The organism is Pilosibacter fragilis (assembly GCF_032490495.1).
GTDB lineage: Bacteria > Bacillota > Clostridia > Lachnospirales > Lachnospiraceae > Pilosibacter > Pilosibacter fragilis.
On sequence record NZ_JAVYJB010000023.1, the window covers coordinates 1 to 22,433 of the forward strand.

The 22,433-nt window shown below is 48.5% G+C and carries 21 protein-coding genes and 1 pseudogene; 20 read left to right on the forward strand and 2 right to left on the reverse strand.

Annotated elements, in window-relative coordinates; genetic code table 11:
- Positions 1-178 precede the first annotated feature (178 nt).
- The 11 genes and pseudogenes from ABCW45_RS15625 (at position 179) to ABCW45_RS15675 (ending at position 8,880) form a co-directional block, all read left to right on the forward strand.
- A complete protein-coding gene (locus tag ABCW45_RS15625; protein WP_242998028.1) occupies positions 179-490 on the forward strand; it encodes a hypothetical protein in 312 nt (103 codons plus the stop codon).
- Positions 462-1,106, forward strand: a complete 645-nt coding sequence (locus ABCW45_RS15630; protein ID WP_343221153.1) for an SMI1/KNR4 family protein — start codon at positions 462-464, stop codon at positions 1,104-1,106. The genes ABCW45_RS15625 and ABCW45_RS15630 overlap by 29 nt, the downstream gene beginning before the upstream one ends.
- Positions 1,107-1,140: 34 nt before the next feature.
- Positions 1,141-1,500 carry a hypothetical protein gene (locus ABCW45_RS15635; RefSeq protein ID WP_117504005.1) on the forward strand — a complete coding sequence of 120 codons (360 nt, stop codon included), beginning with the start codon at positions 1,141-1,143 and terminating at the stop codon, positions 1,498-1,500.
- Positions 1,501-1,536: 36 nt separating this feature from the next.
- Positions 1,537-2,336, forward strand: a pseudogene (locus tag ABCW45_RS15640) (helix-turn-helix domain-containing protein).
- Entirely contained in the window at positions 2,267-2,410 is a 144-nt protein-coding gene (locus tag ABCW45_RS15645; protein ID WP_199537920.1) for a hypothetical protein, read from the forward strand. Before ABCW45_RS15640 ends, ABCW45_RS15645 begins: the two are co-directional and overlap by 70 nt.
- Positions 2,373-2,780, forward strand: coding sequence for a hypothetical protein (locus ABCW45_RS15650; protein ID WP_117504006.1), 408 nt, complete (start codon positions 2,373-2,375; stop codon positions 2,778-2,780). Before ABCW45_RS15645 ends, ABCW45_RS15650 begins: the two co-directional genes overlap by 38 nt.
- A 610-nt stretch (positions 2,781-3,390) precedes the next feature.
- The gene (locus ABCW45_RS15655; protein ID WP_343221154.1) at positions 3,391-3,741 is read left to right on the forward strand and encodes a hypothetical protein; all 351 of its coding nucleotides are present in this window, start codon (positions 3,391-3,393) and stop codon (positions 3,739-3,741) included.
- Between the two features lie 318 nt (positions 3,742-4,059).
- On the forward strand, positions 4,060-5,094 hold the full coding sequence (locus tag ABCW45_RS15660) for an ABC transporter substrate-binding protein (RefSeq protein WP_343221155.1): 1,035 nt from the start codon (positions 4,060-4,062) through the stop codon (positions 5,092-5,094).
- The gene (locus ABCW45_RS15665) at positions 5,091-6,818 is read left to right on the forward strand and encodes a sensor histidine kinase (protein WP_120040026.1); all 1,728 of its coding nucleotides are present in this window, start codon (positions 5,091-5,093) and stop codon (positions 6,816-6,818) included. Before ABCW45_RS15660 ends, ABCW45_RS15665 begins: the two co-directional genes overlap by 4 nt.
- Before the next feature lie 39 nt (positions 6,819-6,857).
- Positions 6,858-7,706 carry a response regulator transcription factor gene (locus tag ABCW45_RS15670; protein WP_343221156.1) on the forward strand — a complete coding sequence of 283 codons (849 nt, stop codon included), beginning with the start codon at positions 6,858-6,860 and terminating at the stop codon, positions 7,704-7,706.
- A gap of 82 nt (positions 7,707-7,788) precedes the next feature.
- Positions 7,789-8,880, forward strand: a complete 1,092-nt coding sequence (locus ABCW45_RS15675; RefSeq protein WP_015554214.1) for a M42 family metallopeptidase — start codon at positions 7,789-7,791, stop codon at positions 8,878-8,880.
- Positions 8,881-9,037: 157 nt separating this feature from the next.
- Here the strand turns inward: ABCW45_RS15675 and ABCW45_RS15680 are convergent, their stop codons facing one another.
- Positions 9,038-9,913 carry a phosphoribosylaminoimidazolesuccinocarboxamide synthase gene (locus ABCW45_RS15680; RefSeq protein ID WP_117469423.1) on the reverse strand — a complete coding sequence of 292 codons (876 nt, stop codon included), beginning with the start codon at positions 9,911-9,913 and terminating at the stop codon, positions 9,038-9,040.
- Between the two features lie 581 nt (positions 9,914-10,494).
- Here ABCW45_RS15680 and ABCW45_RS15685 point away from each other — a divergent pair.
- The 8 genes from ABCW45_RS15685 (at position 10,495) to ABCW45_RS15720 (ending at position 20,274) form a co-directional block, all read left to right on the forward strand.
- Positions 10,495-11,916 (forward strand): hypothetical protein, encoded by a 1,422-nt coding sequence (locus ABCW45_RS15685; RefSeq protein ID WP_117469424.1) that lies wholly within the window; start codon positions 10,495-10,497, stop codon positions 11,914-11,916.
- Between the two features lie 259 nt (positions 11,917-12,175).
- On the forward strand, positions 12,176-13,972 hold the full coding sequence (locus ABCW45_RS15690; protein WP_425518620.1) for an ABC transporter permease: 1,797 nt from the start codon (positions 12,176-12,178) through the stop codon (positions 13,970-13,972).
- Position 13,973: 1 nt separating this feature from the next.
- Positions 13,974-15,626, forward strand: a complete 1,653-nt coding sequence (locus ABCW45_RS15695; protein WP_343221157.1) for an ABC transporter ATP-binding protein — start codon at positions 13,974-13,976, stop codon at positions 15,624-15,626.
- Positions 15,627-15,954: 328 nt separating this feature from the next.
- A complete protein-coding gene (locus ABCW45_RS15700) occupies positions 15,955-17,256 on the forward strand; it encodes a CapA family protein (RefSeq protein ID WP_343221158.1) in 1,302 nt (433 codons plus the stop codon).
- Positions 17,257-17,441: 185 nt separating this feature from the next.
- The gene (locus ABCW45_RS15705) at positions 17,442-17,957 is read left to right on the forward strand and encodes an SEC-C metal-binding domain-containing protein (RefSeq protein WP_117469428.1); all 516 of its coding nucleotides are present in this window, start codon (positions 17,442-17,444) and stop codon (positions 17,955-17,957) included.
- 81 nt (positions 17,958-18,038) lie between these two features.
- A complete protein-coding gene (locus ABCW45_RS15710) occupies positions 18,039-18,800 on the forward strand; it encodes a class I SAM-dependent DNA methyltransferase (RefSeq protein ID WP_117483232.1) in 762 nt (253 codons plus the stop codon).
- Positions 18,801-18,803: 3 nt separating this feature from the next.
- Positions 18,804-19,688 (forward strand): Hsp33 family molecular chaperone HslO, encoded by an 885-nt coding sequence (hslO, locus tag ABCW45_RS15715; protein ID WP_117469430.1) that lies wholly within the window; start codon positions 18,804-18,806, stop codon positions 19,686-19,688.
- 4 nt (positions 19,689-19,692) lie between these two features.
- On the forward strand, positions 19,693-20,274 hold the full coding sequence (locus ABCW45_RS15720; RefSeq protein ID WP_117469431.1) for a DUF5662 family protein: 582 nt from the start codon (positions 19,693-19,695) through the stop codon (positions 20,272-20,274).
- 137 nt (positions 20,275-20,411) lie between these two features.
- On the opposite strand, the gene ABCW45_RS15725 is transcribed toward ABCW45_RS15720, so the two are convergent.
- Complete coding sequence (locus ABCW45_RS15725; protein WP_117469432.1) at positions 20,412-21,491, reverse strand: ribonuclease H-like domain-containing protein; 1,080 nt, start codon at positions 21,489-21,491, stop codon at positions 20,412-20,414.
- Between the two features lie 320 nt (positions 21,492-21,811).
- Between ABCW45_RS15725 and ruvA the strand changes: the two genes are divergently transcribed.
- Positions 21,812-22,429, forward strand: coding sequence for a Holliday junction branch migration protein RuvA (ruvA, locus tag ABCW45_RS15730; protein ID WP_117469433.1), 618 nt, complete (start codon positions 21,812-21,814; stop codon positions 22,427-22,429).
- Positions 22,430-22,433 lie beyond the last annotated feature (4 nt).

A 22,433-nucleotide genomic window follows, 5' to 3' on the forward strand; every position in this document is an offset into this window, starting at 1 on the left:
GAGAAAGAAAAGGTTCGTAGTTAGCATGCGTCCAATTCAGTATCTGGAAGAACTTTTAGAAGCTTAAAAATAGCTGAAAACAGAATTGGTGGTAGACAATCATTCATGCGTTTGTCGTGAGCTCGGAAAGCTCTCTATTTCCACGCTCTCGGAATTGTGATAGAATGGAAGAAAGCGAATGGAAAACGAGAATTTGAAAGGAGTGTTAAATATGAAATTCCCATTTTATGACGCACCAAATACAGCTACAATAACCTGTTGCCACATATTAGAGAATGGAGAACCTATTTTGTATGTATCACATGATGAAGATGATGGAATGTGGCAATTTCTATGTGGAAAAGCACATGAAACAGACGAAGCAAAGTTAGTATCCTTAAAATCAGTATTCGACTTAGATAATTCTGTTGGTATTCTAAAGGATATGCCTTGCGGTTACTATGCTGAAAGAAAAGCTCAAGATGATGAATGGAGTGTTAGAAAACGGTAACTATCAGCTCAGTCAATTCAAGTTTGGAGAATTGAGAAAATCGGCATTTTGGAAGATAAAAATGAGAAGGAAAATAATAAAAATGTTTAAAGGATTTGACTTTACGGATTTTTGGACTGAAGATGAGGTTCATGATTGGGATGACTATATGGAATCAACACCATCAGATGAGCTTATTGCTGAACTTGAGGAAGAATTAGGATATAAACTGCCCGAATCTTATATATGGTTAATGAAGCAACATAATGGCGGTGAACCAAGAAATACTGCATTTCCAACAAAGAAACCTACCAGCTGGGCTGATGATCATATTGCTATTCAGGGAATTTATGGTATCGGTAGAGAAAAAGATTGCACTATTTGTGGTAATCTTGGAACAAAATTCATGGAAGAAGAATGGGGGTATCCAGATATAGGTGTTGCTATTTGCGATTGCCCATCAGCTGGACATGAGATGATTTTCCTAGATTACAGAGAGTGTGGACCACAGGGCGAACCTAAGGTTTCGTATGTTGACCAAGAAATGGATTATCAAATTATTGTTCTGGCGGATAATTTTGAGGATTTTATCAAAGGGTTAATATCTGAAGATGGTTATTGGGATGATGAAGACTAATTAGCAAACATGAGTTTGCAGGAGGCTTATGATTATGAACAATATTGAAAAGTGGATAGACAGCATATTTGAAAATACAATTCCAAATGAAGTAGTCGGCATAGCATTCAATCTGTATGAAGATGAAACCAATCAGTGGTCTATCGAAATGATAGGAAGCGCCAGCTTCGATGTTGAAGATCCTGATTGGGCTTGTGATGAAGTATTTGACACAAGGGACAATACGCTATCATGGGTACAGGACACAACATGGGAAGATGTTTTGCAAGAAGCGATAGGAAAAATTCAAAAATATATTGAAGTTGGAAAATACGCCGAACAAATGAGGACTTACTCAGGTGTTGGTGTTGGTTTTGTGGATGGAGATATTACTATTGTTTATCAGAAGATTTAGCTATTCCCATTTACCGAGTAGGCAAGGAGGGAGCGCATGGAACTATCTATACAAGAGCGATTGAAAGACCTGCGCGTGGAGCGTGGACTGACGCTGGAGCAGCTTGAAGAACAAGTAAATCTCTCCAAGTCTGCGCTGGGCAGTTATGAAGCAAAGGACTTCAAGGACATCAGCCACTATGCCATTATCAAGCTGGCGAAGTTTTACGGCGTGACCGCCGATTATCTGCTGGGGCGTTCTCAAACAAAAAATCACCCAAACGCCGATCTTGCAGACCTGTGTTTGAGTGATGATATGATTGAACTGTTGAAAAGCGGGCTGGTGGATAATTCCCTCTTGTGTGAGCTGGCGGCGCACCCTGATTTTCCCCGGCTCATGGCTGACCTTGAAATCTATGTGAACGGAACGGCAGTCAAGCAGGTACAGAGCGCAAATGCCATTGTGGATATTATGAGCGCAGCCATTATGAAGCAGCACAATCCCGGCTTGACTGACCCGCAGCTAAGACAGCTTATCGCCGCTCATATTGATGATGACAGCTTTTGCCGCTATGTGATACAGCAGGACATAAACAAGATAGCCCTCGACCTGCGGGAAGCCCATAAGGACGATTTTTTCAGCGTTCCGGAGGACACCCGCTGGAAGATTTCTTGCAGACCGCCGAGGAAACTGCCAGTCCAGACAGCGACCCGGAGCAAGCGGCTTTGGTGTTTATCTGTAAGCGGCTCAAGCTGAATTTGAAAAAGCTGTCCGAGGAAGAAAAGAAGTGGCTGAAAAAGATTGCACAGAAATCGGACTTGCTGAAAAATCCAAACCCACAGCGGGGGAGAAAGTAATAAATATGAAATTACAGAACGGAGGAAATCAAAAACATGAATTTCTTTATGAAAAAGAACTCGCAGACAAATAGTAAGCTAACAAAGCCGGATATTGAAAAACTTTTACAAGAAGCATATCAAGCTAATCCTAAGTGTTACGAAAAGGAAGATGGTACACTTTTGATAGGGCTTGCGCTTACAGAAGATACCGATTCTCTTTTCCCCATCGTGCCGGAGGAGCAGTGGGCAATAGAGGGCAAGACAATTAGCGAATGGATTATTACAATGGTTAGCCTTACAAATCCACAAGGTGGAATTATCGGGCAAATGGAATACCACGAAGCCATAAAACGACTTGAACCATTTATTCTTATGAAAAAAGATAATTGGGCACTTATTAGAGCAATGACCCATGAAGAATTAGACAGTCTATTTGGAAATCTTCCTCGTAAATTATATTGATTACATACAGATTAGGAACGGATAGCAAAGCCAGCGTGTCAGTCAACGGTCAAGATGAACGGCGCATAAATGCGCCGCCGTTGACAGCCTCGCCCGCCTTTGCTAATGGGCAATCAAGGCGGGAAAGCCCTAAAATGGCTTTCCCGCCCATTCCGATTTTGAGAAGAAAGTCCGTCCGCTTTTTCGTGGGTGTGGCTATCCGACTGGGACACTTTGTCCCATAGTCCGGCATAGGACGAGGGACGGGGCTTTCATATACGCCCTGTCTGCTGATGAAACCAGTCCTGCACTTGCGGCTCCACGTCACGCAATCACAGCCCTGTTTTCCTGCCGTTTCAAATGCCCTTGCCCTCCCCGGTGGCAACCGCATTTTCGTAGCAACGCCGACAGAGCGTATAACACACTACACTTTGCAAGCAAAGTCGTATGCCAAAGGGTAAGCCCCTTTGGAAACCCCAGACAACAAAACAGGCTGAATATCTCGCACTTCCCCGGTGCTTGATATTCAGCCTTTATTTGTTGTCAGCAGCCCCCGTTTCGTGGTCTGCGTGTAGTTCCTTGTAAACTGACCTAAGAAGTATTTAAAAGAATTTGGAATTGGCATAACTTTTTGTATCGTTATACAGATGGTAAATTTGATGATTTTAGATATGTTGTTTTGGGATACTGTGAATCAAGCAGACCTGATGAGTTGAATATAACATCATACGATATGCAAATGCTTGATAAAATGATTGAAGTATATGAAGCAAATAACATATCAGAAAATGATAAAGGCTTTTTGGCAAGCAGAATGCATAAAATTTCAAATAAGTGCGACTGTCGATTTGAAAATAGAAAAACCAAACAAGAGCAATTAGATTTCATAAATAGTTTGTCTGAAAGTCAGCTGAAAGAAGTTGTCAAACAGATTGAAATGTATGATTTAGCAAGAGAATTATATAGCAAAGGCTATAGATAAGTAAAAGGCTACCTCACCATCCAAGTGAAGTAGCCTTTCAAAAATTTCAATTTCACGAATTGCGTATAATCATTAAGTAAAACGAACTCCCCATTATGGAAAAATAAATAAAAATCGTGGAAAACGTATAAAAATGAGTTTATATACAGTAGGAACACTTTTCCGAAAAGGGAGTTTCTTTTTATAGAGCAACAGTGCTATTTTTTGTGGCTTTTGTATAAGAAATATGATAAAATGGGTGGAAAAGAGCGAATAGTAGAACTGATATGAAAGGGATAAATAAAATCTGAACGGAATCAAAAGGGGGATTTCGGGGGAGTGAAGGGAAAGAGAAACGTATGGGCGTTGTTCCTTGGAATTGCAGTTGCGGCGATGAGTGCGGCAGGCTGCAGCACAGGGGAGAGCAGCGGCCAGGGACCGGAGAAGGTGAGCGCGGAGAAGAGACTTACGGTGTATACTTCTCACAAGCAGGAGGTCTATGCGCCGATCATAAAGGAGTTTGAGGAGCGGACCGGAATCTGGGTAGAAGTGGTTCCCGGGGGAACGACGGAGCTTCTGGAGCGGATCCGGGAAGAGGGGGAAAAGGGATCCTGTGACGTGATGTTTGGCGGAGGTGTGGAGAGCTATGAGGTCTTTAAGGACTGCTTCATGTCATACGAGAGCACCCAGATCGATCACATCGAGAGTATATACCGGACTGAGGACCATGTCTGGACCGCATTTACGGAGCTTCCCATTGTCCTGATCTACAACAATAAGCTGGTGGACGCGGCTGCAGCGCCGCGGGGATTTGAGGACCTGTTTGACGGGAACTGGGACGGAAAGGTGTCCTTTGCGGATCCGGGAAGATCCGGCAGCAGCTGCACGATGCTGGAGACGATGATCCAGGTCCTGCCGATGCGTGAAAACGAGGTTCTGGAACAGTTTGCCAGAGTGCTCGGCCGCCGGATGGCGGCGGGGTCAGGCGCCGTGCTCGATGAGGTGTCAGAGGGAACATATCTGGTTGGTCTGACTTTGGAGGAGACTGCGAAAAAGTATATCGACCGCGGCGCGGCGATTTCGATCGTCTATCCGCGGGAAGGAACCAGCGCAGTGGCAGACGGATGTGCGGTGATCAGGGGGGCGGAGCATGAAGAAAACGCGAAGCTTTTTGTGGATTTTATCGTGAGTCCTGATGTCCAGAGACTGGCTGTCGAGAAGCTTTACAGACGGACGGTCCGCGATGATATTACCCCGGATCAGAAGGAAGAGGGTTCGATCATGGACTTCGATCTTGGATGGGCAGTAAAAAACCAGAAATCCATTTTGGAAAGATGGGCGGCGCTCATGGCAGGAAACGGAGGTGGATCATGAAGAACTTTATCCAGAGATCCTTCCGGCGGGAGCTTCTTGTGAGCTTTCTCGCGGTGTCTGTTCTTCCATTGATCGTGTGCTGCGTGTTTCTGATTCAGATGTTTAAGGTGAAGGTCGGAAGAGATTTTGAAAAAAAAAATATGGAGCTTGCCGGTGCGGTAGAACAGCAGCTGATGACGCTGTTCGATGCTTATCATGACGCGGCGAAGAAACTGTGTACGGATCCGCTGGTTGCCGAGGCACTGGAAAAGGAGAGCTTTGGAAAGAAGAATGAAGTGTACCGAAGTCTGTACGGAGCGACCGCTGCATGCCGTGAGATGGCGGGATTTCATCTCTACAATGCGGACGGCTCCTGCCTGTACTCTACGGGAAACCGTACTTACGGACAGACGCTGCCGGTATACTGGGGGATCCTGAGAGAGGCTCATGCCCACCCGAATGATCTGATCATCCGGAGTGATCTGGAGATTGGCGGTGATGAGGTCCTGCGGTTTGCCAGAGCGGTGACCGGAAATTCGGAGGAATGTTCTGGATATTTTGTGGTCACAATGACGGCGGAGCATTTCGCGAAGGCGCTCTCCGGCACATACAGTGGCCAGGACGGAATCTGTATTCTCAATGGATTTCTGGAGACCGTGTACAGTGTAGGCACGGCATCGGGGGAGACGGTCGGAGATGTTCTGAGAAGCCGTTTTCTACAGGGAGAATCTCTGACGGAGGTTTGGAACAACAATAGTATTTACGTTTCAAAGCTGGGTAACACAGGACTTTACAGTGTCCTGATCCGTCCTCATGTTTTTACGAGTGATACCACGAGATCCATGTATACAGTTCTTCTTTTCATGGCCGCGGGAAGCTTTCTTTTAAGTGTTGGTGTCGCGATCGGGATCAGCTCCTTTCTTTCCAAGCCGATCCATGTACTTCATGATGCCATGGATGAGGTTCAGGAGGGAAATCTGGATACCCATGTGGACATGGAACGTCAGGACGAGTTTGGGGAGCTGGCAGAAAATTTTAATATCATGACAAAGAGGATCTCATCCTACATGGAGGAGCGTGTGCGGCGTGAAAAGGAGTTGAACGAGACCCAGATCGCCATGATGCAGTCCCAGTTAAACCCGCATTTTCTCTACAATACCCTTGATACGATGAAGTGGGTGGCGAAGGCGAACCATATTCCGGAGATCGCGACGCTGGCGGCAAAGCTTGCGAAGATCTTAAGGACCAGTATTTCAAGCGCCCAGTTTATCACGCTGCAGGAAGAGATGACACTGGTGGAAAGCTATGCAAAGATCCAGAAGATCCGGTTTAACGGAAAGTTTGATTTCCGCTATGAGATCGCTCCTGAGACGGAGGAGATCCTGGTTCCAAAGCTCATCGTTCAGCCCATCGTGGAAAATGCGGTGATCCATGGGCTGGCGGATGCGGATGAGGGGCATATTTTTGTCAGGGCATATCTGGAAAGGAAGGAGCTTGTGATCGAGGTTTCAGATGACGGATGCGGGATCAGCGATGAAGTGATCCGACGGCTCGGAAACCGGGACAAGGAACAGAAGAATGGCCACATCGGCTTTTACAATGTGGATACGATCATCCGGCTTCATTATGGAAAAGACTACGGTCTCAGGGCAGAGCGGCTGCCTGCCGGTGGAACAAAGGTAACGATAAGAATACCGGTGAATGGCTCCGGACAGCCTGCGCCCAGTATGGAGAACAGATCCTGATGACCGATGGGGAATGGAAAAGGGAAGGGGGGAGCTGTTATGATCAAGGTGATCGTTGTAGATGATGAGCGGTTCGTCCGGATGGGCATTGTCGGTGAGACGGACTGGGCCTTGCTGGGTTGCGAGGTCGTCGGTGAGGCGGAAAACGGGTTGGACGCGCTGGAGCTGGTCCATGAAAAGAATCCGGAGCTGATGATCTGTGATATCCGGATGCCTAAGATGAACGGTCTTGAGATGTTAAAGAAGCTTCGGGAAGAGAAAAATCCGGTACAGGTGATCTTTCTGACCGCGTACAGCGAGTTTTCCTACGCCAGAGAGGCGTTGAAGCTTTATGCATTTGATTATCTGCTAAAGCCGTTCGAGGACGGGGAGCTGGAGAGCGCGATCCTCAGGGCAAAAGAGCGGATCGAGACGGATCGGGAGAAGAGAAGAGATACCGGTCTGAGCAGATCTGTCCCGGATAAGGCACCGGTAAAGGAGCAATATCCGGGAGCTTTGGAAGGTGACGGACCAGAGATCAATGCCGCGGTGATCCGGCTCTGTCTGCCATTCGATGAAAATACCGCGGGCCTTACCGGATATGTCCGGGACGCGGTGCTTTACATGGCATCTCATTACGGGGAAAGTGCGATCAATGTGGCGAAGATTGCAGGTGCGGTGGGGATCAGCGAAGGCCACCTGAGCCACTGTTTCAAGAAAGAGACGGGATATACGGTGATGGGGTGGCTCACGCGGTACCGGATGAAAAAGGCAGTGGAATTGCTTTCGGACCACCGGAACAAGGTGTACGAAGTGGCAGAAAAAGTCGGATATAAAGATATTGCGTATTTTTCTAACACATTTAAAAAAATTGCGGGTGTTGCTCCATCGGAGATACAGGAAAAATAATCTGGATCCTGAAAAAACAAGCCGTTGGAGGCCATCAATGGAAAAAGGTAAGAATTAAAATGAAAATATAGGAGGAATCAGTATGAATGTAAAGATGTTTGGGGAGATCTGCGATGCGTTTGGACCGAGCGGATTTGAGGAGGATGTAATCCGCACGGTTGCGAAGTACTGCAAAGGTCTGGAGCTGGAAAATGACGCGATGAATAACCTTTATGCGCGTATGCCTGGTGAGGATCCGGAGAAACCGGTTGTGATGCTGGATGCCCATACAGATGAGTGTGGATTTATGGTACAGAGTATCAGAGAAAACGGAAGTCTGGAGATCCTCATGCTCGGCGGCGTGATCCTCACGAACCTTCCGGCGCACACAGTGATGATCCGGACCAGAAGCGGGAAACTTGTACGGGGAATTATTTCTTCCAAGCCGATCCATTTTATGAATGAGGCAGAGCGGGCTTCCCAGTCGCTGAGTATTGAGACACTGAGCGTGGATGTCGGCGCAGTGAGCAGGAAAGAAGTGACAGAAGTATTCGGTATTTCCATCGGAGATCCGGCAGTCCCGGAAGTTTCATTTTCCTACGATGAGGAACGTGACCTCTGCTTTGGAAAAGCGTTTGATAACCGTGCAGGCTGTGCATGCATTATTGACACAATGACCCGTCTGTGCGGGGAGAAGGATCAGCTGGCGGTACGGGTGACCGGAGCGTTTGCGGCTCAGGAGGAAGTTGGAACAAGAGGTGCCACAGTCACATCCCAGATTGTCCGTCCGGACCTGGCGATTGTCTTTGAGGGCTCCCCGTCGGATGATTTCTATTTCAGTGCAGCCCAGACTCAGGGGCATATGCGGGGCGGTGTCCAGATCCGCAGGATGGACAAGAGCTATATTTCAAATCCGGTGTTTATCGAGTATGCGGAGGAGCTTGCGAAGAAATTCGGAATCCCATTTCAGGAGACGGTCCGCCGCGGCGGAAGTACGAACGCGGGAAAGATCAGCCTGACAGCAAAGGCGGTTCCGGTCCTGGTTCTCGGCGTCCCGAGCCGGTATGTTCATACCCATTATAATTTCTGCGCGAAGTCCGACCTGGAAGCGGCAGCAGATCTTGCTGTGGAAGTGATCCGGGGACTTGACGCGGAAAAGATCCGCCATATCTGCAGACAGGATATTTTAAAATAAGAAGATCACAGGGACCCGAAAACGGCAGTGTCCCTCAGGCAGGTGAAGAAAGAACAACAGAAAAAAGCGTCCGGATCCATAGGAATGGATTCCGGACGCTTTTTCCGTAAAAATGAGGAACTAAATGGAAAAACTCAGAGGCGGAGGTTTGTGGGGGTTATGCCTCTAATTTTTTCCCGGTGATCATCTCATATGCTTCCAGATATTTCGCGATGGTCTTATCGACGATCTCCTGCGGAAGTGTCCAGTCGTTGCCCGGATGGGAAGTGAGCCAGTCGCGGGCGAACTGTTTGTCGAAGGACGGCTGACCGTGGCCCGGCTCATAGCCTTTTGCCGGCCAGAAGCGGGAGCTGTCCGGTGTGAGCATCTCGTCGCCGATCACGAGATTGCCCTCGTCATCGAGACCGAATTCGAATTTTGTATCAGCAATGATGATGCCTCTGGTAAGTGCATATTCTGCACATTTCTTATATAAAGCGATCGTTGTGTCGCGAAGGAGCTCTGCATATTCACGGCCCTTTCCCGGGAAATATTTCTCGAGATGATCAATGCTCTGCTCGAAGGAGATATTCTCGTCGTGGTCACCGATCTCAGCTTTTGTGGACGGGGTGTAGATCGGCTCCGGGAGCTTGTCGGATTCCTTTAAACCTTCCGGAAGACGGATTCCGCAGACGGTACCGTTTTCCTTGTAGCTTGCCCAGCCGCTTCCCGTGATATAACCGCGGACGATGCACTCGATCGGGAGCATATGTAATTTGCGGCACATCATGGTTTTGCCCTCAAATTTTTTCTGCTGGAAGAACTCCGGCATATCCTTTGTGTCGACGGAGATCATATGGTTCGGAACAATATCTTTTGTCAGGTCAAACCAGAATTTGGACATCTGGGTCAGAACAGCACCTTTGGAGGTAACCTCATTGTGAAGGATCACGTCAAAACAGCTGATACGGTCGGTAGCAACCATGATAAGGCTGTCACCATTGTCGTAGATCTCACGTACTTTTCCTTCTTTGATCGGTTTTAATTCCTGCATGTCTACACCTCTTCATTATATTTTCTTATGCAGCGTTTGTCGTATCATAAAAACGCTGAGCGAACTTACAGTAAAGTTACCATTAAATGGCGGTTTCTGTCAATGTTCAATTTGCACAATATTTACATAAGAAAAAATAAATGTTTTGGAAATAGGATCGCATAAAGAATTTTACAGGCTTTTGATAAAATATATAAAAGTTGTGCTAATATTTATAAATAAGCTATACCAATAAGTACGCGACCAGTTATAAGAAAGACATGGACGACTTTGAACTCCGGTGTCCGGAACTGACGGGATCCTGCAGATCAGCATGATGGGGAAAAATGTGTGCGGACGAATGATGCTCAAATAAATATACAGCAAAATGCCTGTGCTTCCAATTCTGCCATAGAAAAACATATGTCGAAACTGCACAAAAATATCAGAAATATGGAACAAAATTATACAGATTCACAGGATTCCACAAACTATCGCAGTTTTGTCCACTGTTAAAAATTTCTGCGCGCCGGTATAATAAAAGTATAAAATGAGTCGTGAGAGAAACAAGATGACCCAGTAAATGAAGGAGGAAAAGTTTTATGAGAAAACGTACTTTGTCATTGGCACTTGCAGTTTCCATGGCAGCGATGTCCCTCGCGGGATGTGGCGGTGGCGGAACGACAGCTACGACAGCAGCAGCCGGCGGTGAGACCACAGCGGCGGCAAGCGAGGCGGCAACAGAGGCTGCGTCCACAGACGATACCAATCTTTCTGATGTTGAAAAGATCATCAAGGAAGCAGAAGGAATGTCCATGGAAGAGTTGGCGAAGAAAGCCATCGAAGAGTCCAACGGAAAGACCTTCTATGGTGTTGGTAACTCCAGCCGCGGAAAGAGCGCACTGCCGTTATTCATCGAATACCTGCAGTCCATCGATCCATCCTACAAAATGGAATATGAGTGGCAGCAGCCGAAGAACAATAAGATCTTTGAGCAGCTGACCGCAGACTCCTTAAAGACAGAAGGAACCTTCGCGATGACCCTGATCCAGGATGGCAACCAGATCGAGTCAAAGATGGTTCAGCCGGGAATCTTAAAGACCTACATCCCGAAAGAGTGGGCAGAGGCAAACGGAACAACACCGGACGCATATAAAGGATTCCTTCCGTTACAGACATTAAATAAAGTATTTATGTATAACAGCACAGGAAGCGCTGAATATAAGAACTGCTGGGATTTCGTAGCAGAGGGCGTTCATCCGTTATACATGGATATCGATTCCGAGATCGTTGGAAAGAACTTCTTATACATGCTGACAGAAGATAAGTATGCAGGATGGTTAAAGGATGCTTACGATGCTCTCGATGACACAAAGAAGGCATACTTCAAACCGGTTATCGACGAGATGGCAACAGATGCTGAGGATCTTGGACTTGGCGAGAACGGCGCATATGCCCTCGCATGGATCAAGCTCTGGGTTGAGAACTACAATGAGCAGACAGATGATGGTCCGATCTGCAACACACTTGTTACGGATTCCGCAACAGATCAGGCCGGATTATTAGTTTATTCCAAACTTCGTTCCGTAGAAGAGTCCGCAGGCGTTTCCTTAAATAACATTAAGGTTGCCGCTTATCAGGACGGCTACAAAGGCATCGGTGGTTACGGTTACTGCCATTATCTCTTCGTTACAAACAACAGCCCGCTTCCGTGGACCGCATGCGCATTCATCCAGTACATGACATGTACAGAGGACGGCTTCTCCGCATGGGGCAAAGATATGGGCGGCTACTCCGCTAACCCGGAAGTTGCTGCAGCGATCGAGGAAACCTACCAGCACAGCAAGGGCGGCTACAACGAGGCCGGCGAAGACCAGTTCCCGTGCAAGGACGACCGTGGATATGACTGGTGGACAACAGACGGTGAGTTAGTTCTGGAAGATCCGGACTACTGTGCATCCGTTTCCTTTACAGTCGGCAGCTGGATCGAGCTTCTCACGAAGTACAGCGACTCTGCAAAGTAAATGAACCTGTAACTGCTCAGTGCCTTCACAGTTACATGCAAAAATCCATTCCAAATTGACTTCGTCAATGGGATTTTTGCTTACTGCGCGACGCGTTCTTACGGTCCGCGCAGTGAATGCGCAGACCTATTGAACAGTTGCATGAAACAAGATAGTTCGAGGGTGCCGTACATGTGTGCGGCGCCCTCATGTTACATATGGCATCTGCCGTGAGAGAAAAACGGCATCCATGTTTTAAATGAAAGGAGCGGACAATTCTGTGAACAGATACAATCGTGTAAAAACATATTTTTCAAAACCGCAGAACATCATCCTTCTCCTGTTCGGCATCGTACTGACGTTCTCCACTGTTGCGCCGATCATCGCCATCGTAAAAGATACGATCACGATCCATCCGGGAACCATTGACGCCCATCTCGCCGGAAAGGCGTCCGGTTACACGCTGATTAACTATGTGGACCTCTTTACAAGCCGTCTGGCGAAGACAAACCTCTGGAAGCCGTTGTGGAATACGATCCTCTTAGCAGTCTTTACCTGTACGATCTCTATCCTCTACGGCGGAACCTTCGCATTTCTGGTAACAAGAACGAACCTGAAATTCAAAAAGTATTTAAGCTCCATCTTTATTTTCCCGTACATCATGCCGCAGTGGACGTTAGCGGTTGTATGGCAGAACGTATTTAACAGCAACGCAGTCGTTGGTACATCCAACGGACTCCTTGCATCCCTTACCGGCATCTGCATGCCGAAATGGTGGTGTCTGGGATTATTTCCGAGCTCTGTGGTTCTGGGACTTCACTACGCGCCATTCGCTTACATCCTGATCGGCGGAATTTTCCGGAATATGGACGCAAATCTGGAAGAAGCGGCGACGATCCTCGATACACCGAAATGGAAGACGATGTTTCGCATTACGCTTCCGATGGTAAAACCGGCGATCCTCTCGACGATCCTTCTCGTATTCGGAAGCGCCATGGGAAGCTACCCGGTACCGCATTACCTTGGACTTACCACACTTTCCACGAAGTACATTTCCTTAAACTCCAAGTACACCGGTGAAGCGAGTATTTTAGCCATCATCATGATGATCTTCGGTGTGGCGATCCTCACGATGAACCAGGTGAGCTTAAAGAGCCGGAAGAACTATACGACCGTCACCGGCAAATCCGGTCAGTTATCGAAGATGAACCTTGGAAAAGTCGGAAAATACGCGATTGCAGTTGTGATGATCATTCTGACCTTCTTCACAAGTATCTTCCCGATCTTTTCCTTCGCCCTTGAGACGTTCCTCCCGAACCCGGGCGACTATAGCTTCCTCTACACGAAAGACTTAAGCAACCTGACCACGAAATGGTGGATCACGAAAGAGAATATCACCGAGAACGGTATGTACGGACAGCACGGTATCCTCTATAACAGTACGATCTGGCACGCGTTTGCCGGTACACTTTTAGTTGCTGTCTGCTGTGCACTGATCGCAGGTACCATCGGTACCCTGATCGGATACGCGGTCGCGAAGAACCGCAGAAGCCGCTGGGCAAGCTATGTAAACGGCGTGGCATTCCTTCCGTATCTGATGCCCTCCATCGCTGTCGGTGCTGCATTCTTCATCCTCTTCTCCAACGAGAAGATCAACCTCTTCAATACATATACGCTGCTGATCATCGCAGGTACGATCAAGTACATTCCGTTTGCGAGCCGGAGTGCGTTAAACTCCATGCTGCAGATCAGCAATGAGATCGAGGAAGCGGCGATCATACAGGACATTCCATGGACGAAGAGAATGTTCCGGATCATTATCCCGATCCAGAAATCCGCGATCATCAGTGGATACATGCTTCCGTTTATGACATGTCTCCGTGAACTGTCACTGTTCCTGCTCTTATGTACGCAGGGCTTCATCCTCTCGACGACGCTGGACTATTTCGATGAAATGGGTCTGTACGCGTTCTCGAGCGCGATCAACCTGATCCTGATCGTTACGATCCTGATCTTCAATACGTTAGTCAATAAGCTGACAGGTGCAAGCCTTGACGATGGAATAGGAGGAAATTAATATGCCGGAAATCACATTGAGAAATATAACAAAACGCTGGGGAAAATTCTTCGGAGTCGATCATCTGGATCTTGACATCGCGGATAACTCCTTCATCACACTGCTCGGACCGTCCGGATGCGGAAAAACAACGATCCTCCGCATGATCGCGGGGCTCGAGACACCGACGACTGGTCAGATCAAGATCGGAGATAAGGTTGTGTTTGACAGCGAGGCGGGAATCAACATTCCGGCCAATAAGCGTAAGGTCGGATTCCTGTTCCAGAACTACGCGCTGTGGCCGAACATGACCGTTTACCAGAATATTTCTTTTGGTTTAAGCAATATCAGGGAAGAACTTCCGAAATACGATTTTGATGCCATGACGACGGGGGAGCTGATCCGGGCGCTGAAGAGCGGAAAGAAGATCAAAGAGTTAGTGGAAGAGTGCCGCGATAAGAGAGGTAAGCTCGACACGGATAAAGTCTATCTGAAATTTATCGACGCATTCATCCTCTCTATTTATACCGCGAAGATCCTCTACGGATACGGGATTCAGGACGCGGCAGATCCGGACGCAGCCGCAAAGGCGAAGGCGGAGGAGCTGATAAAGAAGCTTGACGGAATCAAGAAGTCCTATGAGTCAAAGGGTCAATCCTTAAATGAGGAATATGCCATCGTATCCGGAGGAAAAGTTCTGACAGAAGACAGAAAACTCACGAAGGAAGAGATCGATAAATCCGTCCGCAGAGTTTCCAGGATCGTCAAGATCGGCATGTTCATGAACCGTTACCCGGCAGAGCTCTCCGGCGGTCAGCAGCAGCGTGTTGCCATCGCGAGAACCTTGGCACCGGAACCGGCAGTTCTCTTCATGGATGAGCCGCTGTCAAACCTTGATGCGAAGCTCCGTCTCGAGATGAGATATGAGCTGCAGAGACTTCATGTTGAGACGGGAAGTACCTTTGTGTATGTCACCCATGACCAGATGGAGGCCATGACACTGGCGACAAAGATCTGTCTGATCAACAATGGTGTGCTTCAGCAGTATGATGCCCCGCTTGATGTATATAACAGGCCGGCAAACCTTTTCGTAGCGGACTTCGTCGGAAATCCGTCCATCAACTTTGTGGAGGCGAAGGGAAAAGAACAGGCTGATGGAAGTTTCAGATTTAAGATTCTGGATGATCTCGAAGCGACATTCCGACCGAACGAGCCTATCGATATGGCGGCATGGTTCGCAAAGAGGGATAAAGACGCGGCTGATCTGGAAGCTCAGAGGATTGAGATGCTAAAGGATAAGAAGGCCGTTGAGAAGAGCAACAAGGACGAGGTATTTAAGTACCATATCGCGAAGGTTGACGAGTCTGACTATGCGGTGGAGGAAGAGCCGGAGATCACCAACGAGGACTTCGTCCTGGCGATCCGTCCGGAGGCGCTGAAACTCTCAAAGGACGGATCCATCGCATCCACGATCTACGGTGCGATGCCGACCGGCATGGAATCAACCGTGAAGCTCAGGATCGGAAAGTACCTGCTGACAGGCGTTATCTTCGGCGGTGTTACTTTTAAACTTGGCGAAGAGACAGGTGTTGATATCGCGGGAACGGACATTCTTCTGTTTGACAGAAAGTCTGGAAAGGCGATCACAGCTGGTAGTCTTGCGGTGAAAGGCTGAGAAGCAGTAAAGGATAAAAGTTAGGATAAAAGGTAACTGTTCAGTAGGTCTGCGCACTTGCTGCGCTGACCGTAAGAAAACATAGGCTGGAGGGCAAAAATCCCATCAGCGAAGCTGATCTGGAATGGATTTTTGCGTGTAACTATGAAGGTACTGAATAGTTACGATAAAAGGATGGATAAAGGCGGTGGAGCTGCGAATGGGCGGCTTTGCCGCCTTTTTCTCTATATAGTAATGTTGCGGAACAGGAAAAAATCTGGTAAGCTTTAGGGAGAAAAAACAAAAGGGAAAATGGTGGAATTTAAAGGAATTCTGCTTATGGGAGTGTATGATGAGAAGAAAAATAGCGGTAATTTGCGGAGCGGTCCTGTTGGCGGTCGTTCTGCTTGGCGGATGCAGCAGTGTGGCATCGGGGACCGTGCGGACGACGGCTGCGGTTGAGGTAAGTCAGGAGACGAAAACGGCTGAGCCTGCGGAGAATAGTGATACTACACAGGAGAGCGTGGACAGCAAAACAGGCGGTGAAAAACCTCATGTTGTCCTGCAGCAGAATGAGACGGAATCTTCCGAGGCGGAGACAGGATCCGCGGATCCTTACGCGGACCTCTTAAAGGACCCGGAAGTCATGGCGGCGAACAAGATCTACGTGAAAGAGACAGCGGAGACGGGAAAAACGCGGATCGTCTTTGCGGGAGATATCCTGTTCGATTCCCATTACGCGATCATGGCATCCCTCTTAAAGAGGGGGCAGGGGATCGAGGGTGGAATTTCCGCGGATCTCTTATCCATCATGCGGAGCGCCGATATCTTTATGGTAAACAACGAATTTCCGTATACGACGGGCGGAGCGCCCACGGCGGGAAAGAAATTTACGTTCCGTGCGGATCCGAAGTACGCGTCCTGGCTCTTTGACATGGGAGCGGATCTCGTGTCCCTGGCGAACAACCACGCCTATGATTACGGCGAAGTGTCCCTGACAGACACCCTGGACACCCTGGAAGCCATCGGAATGCCCTATGTGGGAGCGGGACGAAACCTGGATGAAGCGGTGAAACCGGTATCCTTTATCGCAAACGGAAGGAAGATCACCTTCGTCTCCGCAACCCAGATCGAGCGGACACTTCCGCCGGACACCAAAGGGGCAACGGAGACAACTCCGGGGGTATTCCGGTGTCTGGAGATCAATAAACTTCTGGAGGTGATCTCCGCGGCGAAGGCGGACAGCGATTTTGTCATTGTATACATCCACTGGGGGACGGAAGGAACTGATAAGCTGGATCACTGGCAGCAGGAGCAGGCGCCCCAGATCGCGGCGGCAGGAGCGGACCTGATCATCGGGGACCATCCCCATGTGCTGCAGCCCATTGGCTACCAGGGAGATGTCCCGGTGGTGTACAGTCTCGGGAACTATCTCTTCAACTCAAAGACGCTCGATTCCTGCCTCGTGGAGGCGGTGATCGGAGATGAGGGGTTGGAATCCCTGCGGTTTATTCCGGCGAAGCAGTCGAATTGCCGCGTGGCGAAGGCGGAAGGAGCGGAGAAGGAGCGGATCATCAATTACATGAGAAGCATCTCTCCGGAGGCGGTGATCGATGATGAGGGGTATATTACGAAGCAGAATGCCCAGTAATGGTACAGAACACGTACCGGACCTGTCACATTTAATATTTCCAATGCACAAAAAATTTTCCTGTTTACAGAAAAAATATCCTATGTTATAATGTGCATTAGACGTTTTCTGTACCAGTCTGCCCTTTTGAAAATGGATGGTGCGGAAAAGAAATAGAAACAGTATACGAAAAGGATGGAACTGATATGGCAACATTACTTGAAACATGGAGAAGCCTCGCTTACGGCGATGGTCTCGATGATAAAAAGAAAGAAGAACTCTGGACAAACTATTTTACGATCGAAAAAGGCATCTACGAGAAGATCCTTTCCAACCCGACAGAAGTTGTTGAGGGAACTGTAAAAGAACTTGCTGAGAAGTATGGCACAGAAGTTCTCGTTATGACTGGTTTCCTTGATGGAATCAATGAGAGCTTAAAGGGATATGAGAACCCGATCGACACAATGGCAGAGGATACCGTTGTTAAGATTGAGATCGATCCGGAAAAGCTTTACTACAATATGGTAGAAGCTAAGGCTTCCTGGCTCTATGAGCTTCCGCAGTGGTCTGAGATCCTTTCCGCTGAGACAAGAACCGAGCTTTACAAGAAGCAGAAAGCTTCCGGAACCGTACGCCGCGAAGGCCACAAGATCTACCCGAACGATCCGTGTCCGTGCGGAAGCGGAAAGAAGTACAAAAAGTGCTGCGGCCGCAACGCATAAGATGAAACGTAAGCCATTACCTATTGCGGGTAGTGGCTTTTTCATTATTGTACGCGGACTGAGGCTGATCAAGGAGATAAAATGCAGGCATATACAGGTTTTGCAGCTGTCTATGACACTTTCATGGATAATATTCCATATGAAGAATGGTGTGAATATCTGACAGGGCTTTTAAAGGAACAGGGGGTTACGGAGGGACTTCTTCTCGATCTCGGATGTGGAACGGGAAGTCTCACGGAGCTTCTCGCGGACGCTGGTTATGATATGATCGGCGTGGACAACTCCGAGGAGATGCTGGAGCTTGCCCTGGAAAAGAAGGAACAGTCCGGAAAAGATATTTTGTATCTCTGTCAGGATATGCGGGAATTTGAACTTTATGGCACGGTGGCGGCGGTGGTCTCCATCTGTGACTGTATGAATTATATTTTAGAGCCGGAGGATCTGACAGAAGTATTCCGCCTGGTTAACAATTACCTGGATCCGGGCGGAGTGTTTATCTTCGACATGAATACGGAGTACAAATACCGGGAGATCATGGGAGACAACACGATCGCGGAAGACCGGGATGACTCCAGCTTTATCTGGGACAACCAGTACGATGAGGAGGAGCAGATCAATATCTATGATCTGTCGATCTTTGTCCGTGAGGACGGGGATCTCTTCCGAAAGTACCATGAGACACATTATCAGCGGGCTTATTCCCTGGAAGAGGTGAAGAGTGCCATCCACGAAGCGGGAATGGAATTTGTTGCCGCCTACGATGCATTTACGAAGAATCCGCCGCGGGAGGACAGCGAACGTATTTATGTGATCGCGAGAGAATATGGAAAAGAAAGGAAATAGAGCATGAACGATTATATGATCCGTGCGACGGCTGCGGAGGGACAGATCCGCGCCTTTGCTGCAACGACAAGAGATATGGTGGAGAACGCAAAGAATGCCCACAACACAAGCCCGGTGGCTACGGCTGCCTTAGGACGTCTCATGACAGCAGCTGCCATGATGGGCGCTGACTTAAAAGGGGAGAAGGACCTTTTAACACTTAGAATTGAGGGAAGCGGTCCGCTGGGCGGACTTCTTGTCACAGCCAACGGCCATGGAGATGTGAAAGGATATGCGTTCAATCCGGATGTAATGCTTCCGCCGAATGCACAGGGAAAACTCGATGTCGGCGGTTCCCTGGACCTTGGTGTTTTGAGCGTTATCAAGGATATTGGCTTAAAAGAGCCGTATGTGGGACAGACACAGCTCGTCACAGGTGAGATCGCGGAAGATCTGACCTACTATTTTGCCACATCTGAGCAGGTTCCGTCCTCCGTTGCCCTAGGTGTTCTAATGAATAAGGACAACACGGTCCGTCAGGCAGGCGGCTTTATCATCCAGCTTCTTCCGGGTGCTTCCGATGAGATCATCGACAAGATCGAGGCGAAGCTTTCCGGAATTTCTTCCATCACAGCACTGCTGAATGCGGGAAAGACTCCGGAGGAGATCCTGACAGACATCCTCGGCGAGTTCGGACTTGAGATCTTATCAAAGATGCCGGTACAGTTCCACTGTGACTGTGACCGCTCCAGAGTGGAGAAGGCGATCATCAGCATCGGAAAAAAAGAGATCCAGGACATGATCAACGAGGGCAGAGAGATCGAGGTCAACTGCCAGTTCTGCAACAAGCATTATAAGTTCTCTGTGGATGAGCTGGAAGATATGCTTAAGAGGGCAACGAGAGAGTAAAAATATGAGTTCTGTTAAATTGAATGAGGAAGAAAAACGGCTGCTCCACAACGCCTGGCATCACTTTCTGACCATCACCCATCACAAGCTGGTGGTCATGGAAGGCTGCTTTCAGGTTGGACTTTTTAAACAGGGGCTGCTCCACGATCTGTCGAAGTATTCCTGGGAGGAATTTAAGACCGGCGTGAAGTATTATCAGGGAACGCGGAGTCCAAACGCGGCGGAGAAGGAAGAAAAGGGATATTCCTCCGCATGGCTCCATCACAAGGGGAGAAATAAGCATCACTTCGAGTACTGGACCGATGTGTCCACAGCGGAGGACCACTGGAAGATCGTCGGCGTGAAGATGCCAGTGAATTACCTGGCGGAGATGGTCATGGACCGGATCGCGGCCTCGAAGATCTACCAGGGAAAGAACTACACGGACGCGGCGCCCTACACATATTTTTCCAGAAATAAGGAATATATCGTCATGCATCCGGAGACGAAGGCATGTCTGGATAAGATCCTGCTGATGTTGAAGGAAAAGGGAGAGAGAAAGACGTTTGCATATATCAGGAAGCTTCTTAAGGACGGGGATTACTAGAAATAAGCACTCGCGTCCGGTGCAGGAATGTGTCTAAGCATGTTTTCGCATTGAATGAGATTTGCAGCATAACCGCTGCCGTCTGCAGCTGACGCAGGCGGCAGGGCTGATGTGTGAAGATACTGGATTAGCGGGTTTTATTTGAGAAATGAGAAGATCTCTTTTATATACCGGTTCAGCTTTTCCGCATCGGAGAAGCAGTCTTCCCGGACTTCGAAGAATCCTGTTTTATCCTTGCAGGAGGTCTTGAATTCCGGCACCCAGATATCTGCGGGCTGGGGGAGAAAGGTGCCGTCCTTCTTTGTGTAGCAGGTCTCCTTTGTCGCCTTGATCCGGGCGTCCTTGTCGACAAATTCGCCGACACTCTTGTGGATCGCGGTATCCTCGTAGATCAGATAGTAGTAATCCTTATAGTTCGGATAATAATATTTTAATGTACCTTTGTAGACCCGGATGGAAAGCTCCATCCGGTCTTTGTCTGCCCGGAAAGCGTAGGCGGGGACGGAGGCAGCCACCGGGGACGGAAGGATCGTCACCGGGTCCCCTGAGAGGGAGAGGATCAGCCGGTCTGTCTCGCCGGGAGCTTCCCGCACCGCGTCCAGGGTGAAATCCTGGGCGAAAAAGTCAGGATAGAAGAGTACGGGAAGGAGAGAAGGCATTCCCTTTAAGTCGTCCTCATTGTGGAGGAGAAGAAGATGTTTTTCTTCCTGATCGTGAGTCCTCAGATAGTCCAGGTAGACTTTGATGAGCTCGCCGCCGTTATAGAGGTCCTTGCGTCCGATCTTAAGAAAGCGCTCGATGGTCTTCTGCTTCATGTCCGGCAGACCAAGGAGCTTCTTAAAGGGCTTGATCCGGCGGAAGATATCGACGCTTTCCACGCTGTCAAAGGCGGGGGTGAGCTTTAAGGCCTTGGCGCGCTTCGTGACAAAAGGAATATCGAACATGTCCCCGTTAAAGTGGACGAGAGTGCGAAAATCCTTTATAAAGTAAAAAAATGCGGTCAGGACATCGGCCTCCGCGGCTTTCGTGTCTGCAAACCACTGGATGAAGCGGAGATGGTCTCCCTCCGGCCAGATACAGCCGATGAGATATACGGTGTTGTAGTCGGCGGAGAAGCCGGTGGTCTCGATATCAAAAAAGACAAGCTTTTCCGGATCGCCAAGGCGCTCCAACGGATAGGCGATGGTGCCAGGGAATGTTTTTTCTATAGTGATCATGTGATAGTCCTTATACTTATATTGCTGATCCGCCTGGGGTTCATAAAAATGCTGGTGACTGCTCGGAAAACTGCATATGGCAAATCATGAATGGAACAGGCGGAAGAATTTTTGCTTCCGTGTTTTCTGATTATACCCGCGAAAACATGGAAAGTCAACGAAGGAGAAGCCTGGCGGCGTTTTCCGGGAAGATATTTCAAAAAACAGCTAAATCGAAAATATGTTCGATTCTCGCGGCGGTTCCACTTGCACTTAAATGGCGGCTATGGTATGATTACGACATGCATCATGACATGATGAGGAAAAGGGAGGTTCATTCAGTGATTTCATATATACGCGGTCCCTTGGAAGAAAAGAGGGAAGATTCCGTCGTTGTTGAGGCGGGAAATATTGGCTACCGGATCTTTATTCCGTCATCGGTCCTCGGGGAGCTTCCGGGTCTTGGGGAGGAAGTGAAGATCTACACGTATTTTTCCGTGCGTGAGGATGGAATGAGTCTTTTCGGATTCCTCTCAAGGCAGGATCTTGAGATGTTCCGCCAGCTGATCGGGGTGAACGGGGTCGGTCCGAAGAGTGCCCTGGGAATCCTCTCCGCGCTGAAACCGGATGTGCTGCGTCTGGCTGTAATCTCCGGTGACGCGAAGGCAATCTCGAAGGCGCCCGGCGTCGGGGCAAAGACAGCCCAGAGGATCATCCTGGATCTCAAAGATAAAATAAAAGCAGAAGACGTATTATTTGCAGGTGCAGATCTGGAGGAGAGCCCGAAAACGGATCTCTCTGGAATGGCGGAAGCTGGAAAAGAGGCTGTGGAAGCGCTTACGGCCCTCGGTTATTCCGCGTCCGAGGCGCAGACCGCAGTAAAGAAGGTTGCGATCACAGAAGGTATGACTTCCGAGGACGTGCTGAAGGGCGCGTTAAAGCATCTGGCATTCTTATAGGATG

What these genes read in the sequence shown, in the direction of transcription:
- ABCW45_RS15625 (WP_242998028.1), top strand. Translation starts at nt 179, where the DNA reads ATGGAAAACGAGAATTTGAAAGGAGTGTTAAATATGAAATTCCCATTT.
- ABCW45_RS15630 (WP_343221153.1), top strand. Translation starts at nt 462, where the DNA reads ATGATGAATGGAGTGTTAGAAAACGGTAACTATCAGCTCAGTCAATTC.
- ABCW45_RS15635 (WP_117504005.1), top strand. Translation starts at nt 1,141, where the DNA reads ATGAACAATATTGAAAAGTGGATAGACAGCATATTTGAAAATACAATT.
- ABCW45_RS15650 (WP_117504006.1), top strand. Translation starts at nt 2,373, where the DNA reads ATGAATTTCTTTATGAAAAAGAACTCGCAGACAAATAGTAAGCTAACA.
- ABCW45_RS15665 (WP_120040026.1), top strand. Translation starts at nt 5,091, where the DNA reads ATGAAGAACTTTATCCAGAGATCCTTCCGGCGGGAGCTTCTTGTGAGC.
- ABCW45_RS15670 (WP_343221156.1), top strand. Translation starts at nt 6,858, where the DNA reads ATGATCAAGGTGATCGTTGTAGATGATGAGCGGTTCGTCCGGATGGGC.
- ABCW45_RS15675 (WP_015554214.1), top strand. Translation starts at nt 7,789, where the DNA reads ATGAATGTAAAGATGTTTGGGGAGATCTGCGATGCGTTTGGACCGAGC.
- ABCW45_RS15680 (WP_117469423.1), bottom strand. Translation starts at nt 9,913, where the DNA reads ATGCAGGAATTAAAACCGATCAAAGAAGGAAAAGTACGTGAGATCTAC.
- ABCW45_RS15685 (WP_117469424.1), top strand. Translation starts at nt 10,495, where the DNA reads ATGAGAAAACGTACTTTGTCATTGGCACTTGCAGTTTCCATGGCAGCG.
- ABCW45_RS15695 (WP_343221157.1), top strand. Translation starts at nt 13,974, where the DNA reads ATGCCGGAAATCACATTGAGAAATATAACAAAACGCTGGGGAAAATTC.
- ABCW45_RS15700 (WP_343221158.1), top strand. Translation starts at nt 15,955, where the DNA reads ATGATGAGAAGAAAAATAGCGGTAATTTGCGGAGCGGTCCTGTTGGCG.
- ABCW45_RS15705 (WP_117469428.1), top strand. Translation starts at nt 17,442, where the DNA reads ATGGCAACATTACTTGAAACATGGAGAAGCCTCGCTTACGGCGATGGT.
- ABCW45_RS15710 (WP_117483232.1), top strand. Translation starts at nt 18,039, where the DNA reads ATGCAGGCATATACAGGTTTTGCAGCTGTCTATGACACTTTCATGGAT.
- hslO (WP_117469430.1), top strand. Translation starts at nt 18,804, where the DNA reads ATGAACGATTATATGATCCGTGCGACGGCTGCGGAGGGACAGATCCGC.
- ABCW45_RS15720 (WP_117469431.1), top strand. Translation starts at nt 19,693, where the DNA reads ATGAGTTCTGTTAAATTGAATGAGGAAGAAAAACGGCTGCTCCACAAC.
- ABCW45_RS15725 (WP_117469432.1), bottom strand. Translation starts at nt 21,491, where the DNA reads ATGATCACTATAGAAAAAACATTCCCTGGCACCATCGCCTATCCGTTG.